The sequence below is a fragment of the Pseudomonas sp. IT-196MI5 genome, from assembly GCF_949767415.1.
Lineage (GTDB): Bacteria > Pseudomonadota > Gammaproteobacteria > Pseudomonadales > Pseudomonadaceae > Aquipseudomonas.
Genome location: NZ_CATKPZ010000011.1, coordinates 678,495 through 691,330, shown reverse-complemented (window position 1 = coordinate 691,330; position 12,836 = coordinate 678,495). Strand labels below are relative to the sequence as shown.

9 protein-coding genes and 1 pseudogene are annotated in these 12,836 nt (G+C 59.1%); 9 read left to right on the top strand and 1 reads right to left on the bottom strand.

Going from position 1 to position 12,836, the window contains the following annotated elements; translation table 11 throughout:
- Positions 1–7: 7 nt before the first annotated feature.
- From dnaK to ACM6IK_RS10645, 7 genes and pseudogenes are all read left to right on the top strand, one after another.
- On the top strand, positions 8–1,924 hold the full coding sequence (gene dnaK, locus ACM6IK_RS10675) for a molecular chaperone DnaK (RefSeq protein ID WP_414874259.1): 1,917 nt from the start codon (positions 8–10) through the stop codon (positions 1,922–1,924).
- A gap of 295 nt (positions 1,925–2,219) precedes the next feature.
- Entirely contained in the window at positions 2,220–3,344 is a 1,125-nt protein-coding gene (dnaJ, locus tag ACM6IK_RS10670; RefSeq protein WP_008047463.1) for a molecular chaperone DnaJ, read from the top strand.
- A 10-nt stretch (positions 3,345–3,354) separates the two neighbouring features.
- Complete coding sequence (gene dapB, locus ACM6IK_RS10665) at positions 3,355–4,158, top strand: 4-hydroxy-tetrahydrodipicolinate reductase (RefSeq protein WP_414874258.1); 804 nt, start codon at positions 3,355–3,357, stop codon at positions 4,156–4,158.
- Positions 4,159–4,417: 259 nt separating this feature from the next.
- Entirely contained in the window at positions 4,418–5,554 is a 1,137-nt protein-coding gene (gene carA, locus ACM6IK_RS10660; protein ID WP_414874257.1) for a glutamine-hydrolyzing carbamoyl-phosphate synthase small subunit, read from the top strand.
- Positions 5,555–5,672: 118 nt separating this feature from the next.
- Entirely contained in the window at positions 5,673–8,894 is a 3,222-nt protein-coding gene (carB, locus tag ACM6IK_RS10655) for a carbamoyl-phosphate synthase large subunit (RefSeq protein ID WP_414874256.1), read from the top strand.
- A gap of 2 nt (positions 8,895–8,896) precedes the next feature.
- A complete protein-coding gene (greA, locus tag ACM6IK_RS10650; protein ID WP_034148383.1) occupies positions 8,897–9,373 on the top strand; it encodes a transcription elongation factor GreA in 477 nt (158 codons plus the stop codon).
- A gap of 28 nt (positions 9,374–9,401) precedes the next feature.
- A pseudogene (locus tag ACM6IK_RS10645) lies at positions 9,402–9,629 on the top strand (MFS transporter); the annotation flags it as partial.
- Positions 9,630–9,671: 42 nt separating this feature from the next.
- Here ACM6IK_RS10645 and ACM6IK_RS10640 read toward each other — a convergent pair.
- A complete protein-coding gene (locus tag ACM6IK_RS10640) occupies positions 9,672–9,980 on the bottom strand; it encodes a YhbY family RNA-binding protein (protein WP_007942889.1) in 309 nt (102 codons plus the stop codon).
- A gap of 105 nt (positions 9,981–10,085) precedes the next feature.
- On the opposite strand from ACM6IK_RS10640, the gene rlmE reads away from it, so the two are divergent.
- On the top strand, positions 10,086–10,718 hold the full coding sequence (gene rlmE / locus ACM6IK_RS10635) for a 23S rRNA (uridine(2552)-2'-O)-methyltransferase RlmE (protein WP_108218137.1): 633 nt from the start codon (positions 10,086–10,088) through the stop codon (positions 10,716–10,718).
- Positions 10,719–10,917: 199 nt separating this feature from the next.
- Positions 10,918–12,828, top strand: coding sequence for an ATP-dependent zinc metalloprotease FtsH (gene ftsH, locus ACM6IK_RS10630; RefSeq protein WP_108218138.1), 1,911 nt, complete (start codon positions 10,918–10,920; stop codon positions 12,826–12,828).
- The last annotated feature ends 8 nt before the right edge of the window (positions 12,829–12,836 follow it).

The following is a 12,836-nucleotide window of genomic DNA, read 5'->3' as shown; positions in this document are numbered from 1 at the left end:
AGTGAACATGGGCAAAATTATCGGTATCGACCTGGGGACTACCAACTCCTGCGTCTCCGTGCTGGAAAACGGCAAGGCAAAAGTTATTGAAAACGCTGAAGGCGCGCGTACCACGCCGTCGATCATCGCTTACGCCAACGATGGCGAAATCCTGGTTGGCCAGTCGGCCAAGCGTCAGGCCGTGACCAATCCGCATAACACCCTGTACGCGGTGAAGCGTCTGATCGGTCGTCGTTTCGACGAAGAAGTCGTGCAGAAAGACATCCAGATGGTCCCTTACAAGATCGTCAAGGCTGACAACAGCGACGCCTGGGTTGAAGTGAACGGCCAGAAAATGGCACCGCCACAAATCTCGGCTGAAATCCTGAAGAAAATGAAGAAGACCGCCGAAGACTACCTCGGCGAGACTGTGACTGAAGCGGTGATCACCGTTCCGGCCTACTTCAACGACAGCCAGCGTCAGGCCACCAAGGACGCCGGTCGCATCGCCGGTCTGGACGTAAAACGTATCATCAACGAACCAACCGCAGCCGCTCTGGCTTACGGTATGGACAAGGCCAAGGGCGATCACACCGTGATCGTTTACGACCTGGGCGGCGGTACTTTCGACGTTTCCGTGATCGAGATCGCTGAAGTCGATGGCGAGCACCAGTTCGAAGTACTGGCCACCAACGGTGACACGTTCCTGGGCGGTGAAGACTTTGACATTCGTCTGATCGACTACCTCGTCGACGAATTCAAGAAAGAAAGCGGCATGAACCTCAAGGGCGACCCGCTGGCCATGCAGCGCCTGAAAGAAGCCGCTGAAAAAGCCAAGATCGAACTGTCCTCGAGCCAGTCGACCGACGTGAACCTGCCGTACATCACTGCAGACGCGACCGGTCCAAAGCACCTGAACGTGAAGATCTCCCGCGCCAAGCTCGAGGCGCTGGTGGAAGATCTGGTTCAGCGCACCATCGAACCTTGCCGCATCGCAATGAAAGATGCCGGTATCGACGTTGGCGCGATCAACGACGTGATCCTGGTGGGCGGTCAGACCCGTATGCCACTGGTTCAGAAGCTGGTGACCGAGTTCTTCGGCAAAGAAGCTCGTAAAGACGTCAACCCGGACGAAGCGGTTGCCATGGGTGCTGCTATCCAGGGCGCGGTACTGGCCGGTGACGTGAAAGACGTTCTGCTGCTCGACGTCAGCCCGCTGACCCTGGGTATCGAAACCATGGGTGGCGTGATGACTGCGCTGATCGAGAAAAACACCACGATCCCTACCAAGAAATCGCAAGTGTTCTCGACTGCCGATGACAACCAGGGCGCCGTGACCATTCACGTGCTGCAGGGCGAGCGTAAGCAAGCCGCACAGAACAAGTCCCTGGGCAAGTTCGACCTGGCCGACATTCCACCGGCTCCACGTGGTGTGCCGCAGATCGAAGTGACCTTCGACATCGACGCCAACGGCATCCTGCACGTAGGTGCGAAGGACAAGGCTACCGGCAAGACTCAGTCGATCGTGATCAAGGCCAACTCCGGTCTGTCCGACGAAGAAATCGAGCGCATGGTGCGTGATGCCGAGGCGAACGCCGAGGAAGACCGCAAGTTCGAAGAGCTGGCCGCTGCCCGCAACCAGGGCGACGCACTGGTTCACTCGACGCGCAAAATGGTTACCGATGCCGGCGATAAAGTGACCGCTGAAGAGAAGGTTGCAATCGAAGCTGCCGTAGTTGCCCTGGAAGCCGCCATCAAAGGCGACGACAAGGCGGCTATCGACGCCAAGGTTGAAGAGCTGTCGAAAGTCTCCGCTCCAGTGGCGCAGAAGATGTACGCCGAACAGGCTCAGCCTGCTGAAGGCGCTGCACCGCACGACGACAAGGCGCAAAAGGCTGACGACGTTGTCGACGCCGAGTTCGAAGAAGTCAAAGACCACAAGTAAGTTGTTGGTCGGCCGGTTGACTGCCTTCAGGCGGTGACTGGTAGGATGTCGCCGCGCGGGAGCTTGCTCCCGCGTTGGCGTATCTGGAATACGCGAATTTTTACAGCATGCGACAGCGTTCGCCTGTTGGTGGTATGGCCGGAAATGCTCCTGCTTTTCGCGCCGCAAGTACCGCAAGAATCAAAGACCAGGATCGTTGAATTGACGTGAGTTGGGTCCGGGCCTGCATTGGGGCTCAACGAGTTCGACAGACTCAGGAGGGTTTTGTCGGACGTCCTCAAGAGTGCAAAGACTTATGGCAAAGCGTGACTATTACGAAGTGTTGGGTGTTGAGCGTGGCTCAAGCGAAGCAGACCTGAAGAAGGCCTACCGTCGCCTGGCGATGAAGCACCACCCGGACCGTAATCCCGATGACAAGGCATCGGAAGAGATGTTCAAGGAGGCCAACGAGGCCTACGAAGTGCTGTCCGACTCCAGCAAGCGCGCGGCTTACGACCAGTACGGCCATGCCGGTGTCGATCCGAGCATGGGTGGTGGCGGCGCCGGTTTCGGTGGTCAGAACTTCTCCGACATCTTTGGCGATGTCTTCAGTGATTTCTTCGGTGGTGGTCGCGGCGGTTCCCGTGGTGGCGCTCAACGCGGCAGTGATTTGCGCTACACCCTGGAGCTGGATCTTGAAGAGGCGGTGCGCGGTACGACCGTGAATATCCGCGTTCCGACGCTGGTCAACTGCAAGCCTTGCGACGGCTCCGGGGCCAAGAAAGGTTCTGCGCCGGTGACCTGCCCGACGTGCGGCGGTATCGGCCAGGTGCGCATGCAGCAAGGTTTCTTCTCGGTGCAGCAGACCTGCCCGCGCTGCCATGGCCAGGGCAAGATCATTTCCGATCCGTGCGATTCCTGCCACGGCGAAGGCCGTGTCGAAGAGTACAAGACCCTGTCGGTGAAAGTGCCGGCCGGTGTCGATACCGGTGACCGCATTCGTCTGTCCGGCGAAGGCGAGGCGGGTGCCCAGGGTGGCCCGACTGGCGACCTGTACGTGGTGATCAACGTGCGCGAGCACGCGATTTTCCAGCGCGATGGCAAGCATCTGTTTTGCGAAGTGCCGATCAGCTTCGTCGATGCGGCGCTGGGTGGCGAGCTGGAGATTCCGACCCTTGATGGCCGGGTCAAGCTGAAGATCCCTGAGGGGACCCAGACCGGCAAGCAGTTCCGTGTACGTGGCAAGGGTGTCGCGCCAGTGCGTGGCGGCGGTGCCGGTGACCTGATGTGCCGTGTGGCGGTCGAGACTCCGGTCAACCTGAGCCGTCGCCAGCGTGAAATGCTCGAGGAGTTCCGCAGTTCGCTGGCGGATGACAACAGCCATTCGCCGAAAACCACTGGTTGGTTCGAAGGCGTGAAGCGCTTCTTCGGCGATTTGTAAGGAGACAGGCATGCGACGTATTGCAGTGATGGGCGCCGCCGGGCGCATGGGCAAGACCCTGATTGAAGCGGTGCAGCAAACCCCGGGCGCCGGTCTGACGGCGGCGGTGGATCGTCCCGACAGCACGCTGGTCGGCGCGGATGCCGGTGAGCTGGCTGCGCTGGGTCGTATCGGTGTGCCTCTGTCTGGTGATCTGGATCGGGTGGTCGAGGAGTTCGACGTGCTGATCGACTTCACGCACCCGACGGTGACCCTGAAGAACCTCGCCTTCTGCCGTAAGCACGGCAAGGCGATGATCATCGGTACCACCGGTTTCAGCGTTGAAGAAAAGCAGTTACTGGCGGAAGCGGGCAAGGACATTCCGATTGTCTTCGCCGCCAACTTCAGTGTCGGGGTCAACCTGTGCCTGAAGTTGCTCGACACGGCCGCTCGCGTATTGGGTGACGATGTCGACATCGAAATCACTGAAGCTCACCATCGGCATAAAGTCGATGCGCCGTCCGGCACTGCCGTGCGCATGGGTGAGGTGATTGCCGATGCGTTGGGCCGCGATCTGAAAAAGGTGGCGGTGTATGGTCGTGAGGGCCAGACCGGCGCCCGTGATCGTGAAACCATCGGTTTCGCCACGGTGCGTGCCGGCGACATCGTCGGCGATCACACCGTGCTGTTCGCCGCCGACGGCGAGCGTGTCGAGATCACTCACAAGGCGTCCAGTCGCATGACGTTCGCCAAGGGTGCGGTGCGTGCTGCGTTGTGGCTGGATGGGCGCGAGCCTGGCCTTTACGACATGCAAGACGTGCTCGATCTGCGTTAAGATGCATCCGAAATCGGGCTCGCGCACCGCGTTTGAGCCCGGTTTTGTTCCGCCAGGCGGCGTCCTGTCGCATTCTCCAGCCTTTAAGGCTCATTGGCGGTAGACCAAAAAGGCCTTTTTCTGTAAGCTACAGCTTTAGTGTGTCCACTAAAAGCGCGCAGAATAATTCGGTGAAGAAGCGGGGTGACGTGTCCATACGTCACTCCGCTTTTTTACAACCTGCGATCGCCCTTTCAGGCTTTATTTACGGGAGGTCTTCTTGACTAAGCCAGCCATACTCGCCCTTGCTGATGGCAGCATTTTTCGCGGCGAAGCCATTGGAGCCGACGGTCAGACCGTTGGTGAGGTGGTGTTCAACACCGCAATGACCGGCTATCAGGAAATCCTTACCGATCCTTCCTATGCCCAACAGATCGTTACCCTGACTTACCCGCATATCGGCAACACCGGCACCACGCCGGAGGACGCCGAGTCCAACCGCGTCTGGTCTGCCGGCCTGGTCATCCGTGATCTGCCACTGGTGGCGAGCAACTGGCGTAACACGATGTCCCTGTCCGACTACCTGAAGGCCAACAACGTTGTGGCCATCGCCGGTATCGACACCCGCCGCCTGACACGCATCCTGCGTGAAAAAGGCGCACAGAACGGCTGCATCATGGCCGGTGACAACATTTCCGAAGCCGCCGCCATTGCCGCCGCCCAGGGTTTCCCTGGTCTCAAGGGCATGGACCTGGCGAAAGTCGTCAGCACCAAGGAAAGCTACGAGTGGCGCTCGACTGTCTGGGATCTGAAAACCGACAGCCACGCAACCATCGAAGCCTCCGAGCTGCCGTACCATGTGGTTGCCTACGACTACGGCGTCAAGGTGAATATCCTGCGCATGCTGGTCGAGCGCGGTTGCCGCGTGACCGTCGTGCCGGCACAAACCCCTGCTGCCGAGGTGCTGGCACTGAAGCCGGACGGCGTGTTCCTGTCCAACGGCCCTGGTGATCCGGAGCCTTGCGACTACGCTATCCAGGCGATCAAGGACGTGCTGGAAACCGAGATCCCGGTCTTTGGTATCTGCCTCGGTCACCAGCTGCTGGCCCTGGCCTCCGGCGCCAAGACCCTGAAAATGGGTCACGGCCACCACGGTGCCAACCACCCCGTCCAGGACCTGGACAGCGGCGTGGTGATGATCACCAGCCAGAACCACGGTTTTGCCGTAGACGAAGCGACCCTGCCGGCCAACGTTCGCGCGATCCACAAATCGCTGTTCGACGGCACCCTGCAAGGTATCGAGCGTACCGACAAGAGCGCCTTCAGCTTCCAGGGTCACCCGGAAGCCAGCCCTGGCCCGAACGACGTAGCGCCATTGTTCGATCGCTTCATCACCGAGATGGCCAAGCGACGCTGATCGCTCGCCCTGATGTAGCAAAGCTTGAGGGTGGTCCCGACACCGGCGGCCCCCTCAAGGCTTCAGAGATTGAACAAGACGGCTTGCCGACTGACCTGCGGATTTGAGTGACAAACCCATGCCAAAACGTACAGACATTAAAAGCATCCTGATTCTTGGTGCTGGCCCGATCGTGATCGGCCAGGCCTGTGAATTCGACTACTCCGGCGCCCAGGCCTGCAAAGCCCTGCGCGAGGAGGGTTACCGCGTCATCCTGGTGAACTCCAACCCGGCCACCATCATGACCGACCCGGCCATGGCCGACGCCACCTACATCGAGCCGATCAAGTGGCAGACCGTTGCCAAGATCATCGAGAAAGAGCGTCCGGACGCGCTGCTGCCAACCATGGGTGGCCAGACCGCTCTGAACTGCGCCCTGGACCTGGAGCGCGAAGGCGTTCTGGAGAAGTTCGGCGTAGAGATGATCGGTGCCAACGCCGACACCATCGACAAGGCTGAAGACCGTTCGCGTTTCGACAAGGCGATGAAATCCATCGGCCTGGCGTGCCCGCGTTCCGGTATCGCCCACAGCATGGAAGAGGCCAATGCGGTCCTCGAGAAGCTCGGCTTCCCGTGCATCATTCGTCCGTCCTTCACCATGGGCGGCACCGGTGGCGGTATCGCTTACAACCGTGAAGAGTTCGAAGAAATCTGCGCCCGTGGTCTGGATCTGTCGCCGACCAAGGAACTGCTGATCGACGAATCGCTGATCGGCTGGAAAGAGTACGAGATGGAGGTTGTCCGCGATAAGAAGGACAACTGCATCATCGTCTGCTCCATTGAAAACTTCGATCCGATGGGCGTGCACACCGGTGACTCGATCACCGTGGCTCCGGCACAGACCCTGACCGACAAGGAATACCAGATCCTGCGTAACGCCTCCCTGGCGGTACTGCGCGAGATCGGCGTTGAAACCGGCGGTTCCAACGTGCAGTTCGGTATCTGCCCGAACACCGGCCGCATGGTCGTGATCGAGATGAACCCGCGAGTATCGCGTTCCTCGGCGCTGGCTTCGAAAGCCACCGGCTTCCCGATCGCCAAGGTTGCGGCCAAGCTGGCTGTGGGCTACACCCTGGACGAGCTGTCGAACGACATCACCGGCGGCAAGACCCCGGCGTCCTTCGAACCGTCCATCGACTACGTCGTGACCAAGCTGCCGCGTTTCGCCTTCGAGAAATTCCCGAAAGCCGACGCCCGCCTGACCACTCAAATGAAGTCGGTCGGTGAAGTCATGGCCATCGGCCGTACCTTCCAGGAATCCCTGCAGAAAGCCCTGCGCGGCCTGGAAGTCGGAGTTTGCGGTCTGGACGAGAAGGTTGATCTGGCCAACCCGGAAAGCATGAGCGTACTCAAGCGCGAGCTGACCGTACCGGGCGCCGAGCGTATCTGGTACGTGGCGGACGCAATGCGCGCCGGCATGACCGTCGAAGACATCTTCGGCATGACCATGATCGACCCTTGGTTCCTGGTGCAGATGGAAGACCTGATCAAGGAAGAAGAGAAGGTCAAGACCCTGGGTCTGACCAGCATCGACCGCGATCTGATGTTCCGCCTCAAGCGCAAAGGCTTCTCCGATATGCGCCTGGCCAAATTGCTGGGTGTGACCGAGAAGAGCCTGCGCGCTCACCGTCACAAGCTGGAAATCTTCCCGGTCTACAAGCGCGTCGACACCTGCGCTGCCGAGTTCGCCACCGACACCGCGTACCTCTACTCGACGTACGAGGAAGAGTGCGAGGCGGCGCCATCGGGTCGCGACAAGATCATGATCCTGGGTGGCGGTCCTAACCGTATCGGCCAGGGCATCGAGTTTGACTACTGCTGCGTACACGCAGCACTGGCCCTGCGCGATGACGGTTACGAGACCATCATGGTCAACTGCAACCCGGAAACCGTTTCCACCGACTACGACACTTCCGATCGCCTGTACTTCGAACCAGTGACCCTGGAAGACGTGCTGGAAATCGTCCGCGTCGAGAAGCCAAAAGGCGTGATCGTCCAGTACGGCGGCCAGACTCCGCTGAAGCTGGCGCGTGCCCTGGAAGCTGCTGGCGTGCCGATCATCGGCACCAGCCCTGACGCCATCGACCGTGCCGAAGACCGTGAACGCTTCCAGCAGATGGTCCAGCGCCTGAACCTGCGTCAGCCGCCAAACGCCACTGTGCGCAGCGAAGACGAAGCCATTCGTGCCGCCACCAAGATCGGTTACCCGCTGGTGGTGCGTCCGTCCTATGTATTGGGCGGTCGTGCGATGGAAATCGTCTACGAAGAAGAAGAACTCAAGCGCTACCTGCGTGAAGCGGTCCAGGTGTCCAACGACAGCCCGGTGCTGCTGGACCACTTCCTCAACTGCGCCATTGAAATGGATGTGGACGCGGTCTGTGACGGTAAAGATGTGGTAATTGGCGCGATTATGCAGCACATCGAGCAGGCGGGTGTTCACTCCGGTGACTCCGCGTGCTCGCTGCCGCCGTACTCGCTTCCGGCGCACATCCAGGACGAGATGCGCGAGCAGGTCAAGAAAATGGCCCTGGAGCTCGGCGTGATCGGCCTGATGAACGTACAGTTGGCGCTGCAAGGCGACGACATCTACGTCATCGAAGTCAACCCGCGCGCTTCCCGTACCGTGCCGTTCGTGTCCAAGTGCATCGGTGTTTCCCTGGCAATGATCGCGGCTCGCGTCATGGCCGGTAAGACCCTGAAGGAAATCGGCTTCACCAAGGAAATCATCCCGAACTTCTACAGCGTGAAAGAGGCGGTGTTCCCGTTCGCCAAATTCCCTGGCGTTGACCCGATCCTCGGCCCAGAGATGAAGTCCACCGGTGAAGTGATGGGCGTGGGCGACACCTTCGGTGAGGCGTTCGCCAAGGCCCAGATGGGTGCCAGCGAAGTGCTGCCGACCGGCGGTACCGCGTTCATCAGCGTGCGTGACGACGACAAGCCGCTGGTTGCGGGCGTGGCCCGTGATCTGATCAACTTGGGCTTCGAAGTGGTCGCCACTGCCGGTACTGCCAAACTGATCGAAGCCGCAGGCCTGAAAGTGCGCCGTGTGAACAAGGTGACCGAAGGTCGTCCGCACGTGGTCGACATGATCAAGAATGACGAAGTCACGCTGATCATCAACACTACCGAAGGGCGCCAGTCGATCGCAGATTCGTACTCCATTCGTCGTAATGCCCTGCAGCACAAGATTTACTGCACCACCACCATTGCTGCTGGCGAAGCCATCTGTGAAGCGCTGAAGTTCGGTCCCGAGAAGACCGTGCGCCGCTTGCAGGATCTACACGCAGGATTGAAGGCATGAGCATAACGAAGTACCCAATGACCGTTCAGGGCGCTCGCGCCCTGGAAGAAGAGCACACTCACCTGACCAAGGTCGTTCGTCCGAAGCTCAGCCAGGACATCGGTACGGCCCGCGAGTTGGGTGACTTGAAGGAAAACGCCGAATACCACGCTGCCCGTGAGCAGCAGGGTATGGTCGAGGCGCGCATTCGTGACATCGAGGGCCGGATTCAGAACCAGGTCATCATTGATGTCACGACCATTCCTCATACGGGCAAAGTGATTTTCGGCACCACTGTTGAAATCGCCAACGTCGAGACGGATGAGCGCGTCACTTACCACATCGTGGGTGAGGATGAGGCTGACTTCAAACTCGGAAAAATTTCGGTCGGCTCGCCACTGGCTCGCGCCTTGATTGCCAAGGAAGAGGGTGATGTGGTCGCCGTGAAAACGCCTGGCGGCGTTATCGAGTACGAGATTGTCGAAGTTCGCCACATCTGAAGGCCGGCGCCCGTTTCGTACGGGTGCCATGCTTTGGCAGCTGACCCGGATATTGTAGGTCGGCGGCCTGTGGCTGTTGCAAATGGGTCTGTTGCCGGTGCTGGGTCGAATTGGCCTGGCACCGCTGCTGATCGACGAAATTGCAGTCATGCTGAAGGCGCTGATGGCAGGACTTGCCGCAGCGTGCGTGATTTTTCAGGCTTTGGTGCTGATTAAGGCCGAGGGCCCTGTCAGTCTATGGCGGGATTTTCGCGGGTGGAGCGGCAGGGTGCGCGAAGCACACCCTTGACCCTTGCCATCACTTGAAGCGATGGACGTTCGACAGCTGCTTGTTGACGCTGAAGTTCTTGCGGTAGATCAGTGCCATCTTGCCGATGACTTGAACCAGATCCGCTTTGCCGACCTTGCAGAGCTCTGCAATGGACGCCAGGCGCGATTCGCGATCGAGGATGTTGAGCTTGATCTTGATCAGCTCGTGATCCGCCAAAGCGCGTTCGAGTTCGGCTAACACACCTTCAGTCAAACCATTGTCTGCCACAATCAAAACCGGTTTCAGATGGTGGCCAATGGATTTGTACTGTTTCTTCTGCTCTTGAGTGAGCGGCATAATCTGACCCCTGCGTCTGATCTTGTAAAAAGCGGCGGCCAGTTTACCCGAGCGAGTCCGGGACCGCCCAGTTAATCACGACCCGTTTTATTTTCGAGGTGGCCCGTGGCCCGTTCCAAGACAAGTCTTAAATGGCTGCAAGAGCATTTCAACGACCCATTCGTCAAAATGGCACAAAAAGACGGGTACCGTTCCCGCGCCAGCTACAAACTGCTGGAGATCCAGGAAAAGGATCGACTGATCCGTCCGGGCATGAGCGTAATCGACCTTGGTGCGGCCCCCGGTGGGTGGTCCCAGGTGACCAGTCGTCTGATTGGTGGGCAGGGCACACTGATCGCTTCTGACATTCTGGAAATGGACAGCATTCCGGACGTGACCTTCATTCAGGGTGACTTTACCGAGGATGCCGTGCTGGCTCAGATCCTCGATGCCGTCGGAAATAAGGAAGTAGACCTTGTGATTTCCGACATGGCCCCCAATATGAGTGGATTACCGGCCGTGGACATGCCGCGAGCGATGTTCCTGTGCGAGTTGGCACTGGATCTTTCGACGCGGGTGCTCAAACCCGGTGGTGATTTTTTGATCAAGATCTTCCAGGGCGAAGGCTTCGACGAGTTCCACAAGAGCGTTCGCCAGCAGTTCGAGAAGGTGCAGATGCGCAAGCCGAACTCGTCGCGAGACCGTTCTCGCGAGCAGTACCTGCTGGGCCGCGGTTTCCGCGGACGCAGTGAGGGTTGAGTGAATTTTCGATCGGGGCGATAGGATTTTTGTATTACGCCTTGTCAGAATTAGCGAATATTGTGTAGGAAGTGTTTCACAAAGGGTTACAGACGGCGCCTGCCAAGTTGTAGGTAATGTAGTAAGTTAGGCCGGTGAATATCATGCGAAGCGCGCGCCAGTAGCGGAGCTTGCTTCAGAGGGTAGTTAATTGAACGATATGGCAAAGAATCTGATCCTGTGGTTGATCATCGCGGCTGTCCTGGTGACGGTGATGAACAACTTCTCCAGCCCTAACGAGCCGCAGACCCTCAACTATTCCGACTTCATCCAGCAGGTCAAGGATGGCAAGGTCGAACGCGTGGCGGTTGATGGCTACGTGATTACCGGCAAGCGCAACGATGGCGACAGCTTCAAGACCATTCGCCCGGCGATCCAGGACAACGGCCTGATCGGCGACCTGGTGGATAATCACGTCGTGGTCGAAGGCAAGCAGCCTGAACAGCAAAGCATCTGGACTCAGCTTCTGGTTGCCAGCTTCCCGATCCTCGTGATCATCGCCGTGTTCATGTTCTTCATGCGGCAGATGCAGGGCGGTGCCGGCGGCAAGGGCGGGCCGATGAGCTTCGGCAAGAGCAAGGCGCGCCTGCTCTCCGAGGATCAGGTGAAAACTACCCTGGCTGACGTTGCCGGTTGCGACGAAGCCAAGGAAGAAGTCGGTGAGCTGGTCGAGTTCCTGCGCGATCCGGGCAAGTTCCAGCGCCTGGGTGGTCGCATTCCTCGCGGTGTGCTGATGGTCGGTCCTCCGGGTACCGGTAAGACCTTGCTGGCCAAGGCCATCGCCGGCGAAGCCAAAGTACCGTTCTTCACCATTTCCGGCTCCGACTTCGTCGAAATGTTCGTCGGTGTGGGTGCCAGCCGTGTTCGAGACATGTTCGAACAGGCCAAGAAACACGCTCCATGCATCATCTTCATCGACGAAATCGATGCGGTCGGTCGCCATCGTGGTGCTGGCATGGGTGGTGGTCACGACGAGCGCGAGCAGACTCTCAACCAGTTGCTGGTGGAGATGGATGGCTTTGAAATGAATGACGGCATCATCGTGATCGCCGCCACCAACCGTCCTGATGTACTGGACCCTGCGTTGCTGCGTCCGGGCCGTTTCGACCGTCAGGTTGTGGTCGGTCTGCCGGACATTCGCGGTCGTGAACAGATTCTCAAGGTTCACATGCGCAAAGTGCCGATGGGCGACGACGTTGCTCCGGCCGTGATCGCTCGTGGTACTCCGGGCTTCTCCGGTGCTGACCTGGCGAACCTGGTGAACGAGGCATCCTTGTTCGCTGCTCGTGCCGGCAAGCGCATCGTCGAAATGAAAGAGTTCGAGCTGGCCAAAGACAAGATCATGATGGGCGCCGAGCGCAAGTCCATGGTCATGTCCGAGAAGGAAAAACAGAATACGGCTTATCACGAAGCCGGCCACGCCATTGTGGGGCGTGTCGTGCCTGAGCATGATCCGGTGTACAAGGTGTCGATCATTCCGCGCGGTCGTGCGCTGGGTGTGACCATGTTCCTGCCGGAAGAAGATCGTTACAGCCTGTCCAAGCGTGCGTTGATCAGCCAGATCTGCTCGCTGTACGGCGGTCGTATCGCTGAAGAAATGACCCTGGGCTTCGATGGCGTGACCACCGGTGCTTCCAACGACATCATGCGCGCCAGCCAGATTGCGCGGAACATGGTGACCAAATGGGGGCTCTCGGAGAAACTCGGCCCGTTGATGTATGCCGAAGAAGAGGGTGAAGTGTTCCTTGGTCGCGGCGGTGGCGGTCAGAATGCAAGCTTCTCTGGTGATACAGCCAAGCTGATCGACTCCGAAGTGCGCAGCATCATCGATCAGTGCTACGGCACCGCGAAGCAGATTCTCACGGACAACCGTGACAAGCTCGATGCGATGGCCGATGCCTTGATGAAGTACGAAACGATTGATGCCGAGCAGATCGACGACATCATGGCGGGTCGTACACCTCGCGAGCCGCGCGACTGGTCGGGTGGCACGGGTACTTCCGGCACCCCTCCGGTGGTGCAGGATGAGCGTCCGGAAACACCGATCGGCGGTCCTGCTGCTGACGTATAAGGTTTGAA

Bases quoted from the DNA above. Each gene is read 5' to 3' on its own strand.
- dnaK (WP_414874259.1), top strand. From the start codon at position 8: ATGGGCAAAATTATCGGTATCGACCTGGGGACTACCAACTCCTGCGTC.
- ftsH (WP_108218138.1), top strand. From the start codon at position 10,918: ATGGCAAAGAATCTGATCCTGTGGTTGATCATCGCGGCTGTCCTGGTG.
- dapB (WP_414874258.1), top strand. From the start codon at position 3,355: ATGCGACGTATTGCAGTGATGGGCGCCGCCGGGCGCATGGGCAAGACC.
- dnaJ (WP_008047463.1), top strand. From the start codon at position 2,220: ATGGCAAAGCGTGACTATTACGAAGTGTTGGGTGTTGAGCGTGGCTCA.
- ACM6IK_RS10640 (WP_007942889.1), bottom strand. From the start codon at position 9,980: ATGCCGCTCACTCAAGAGCAGAAGAAACAGTACAAATCCATTGGCCAC.
- carB (WP_414874256.1), top strand. From the start codon at position 5,673: ATGCCAAAACGTACAGACATTAAAAGCATCCTGATTCTTGGTGCTGGC.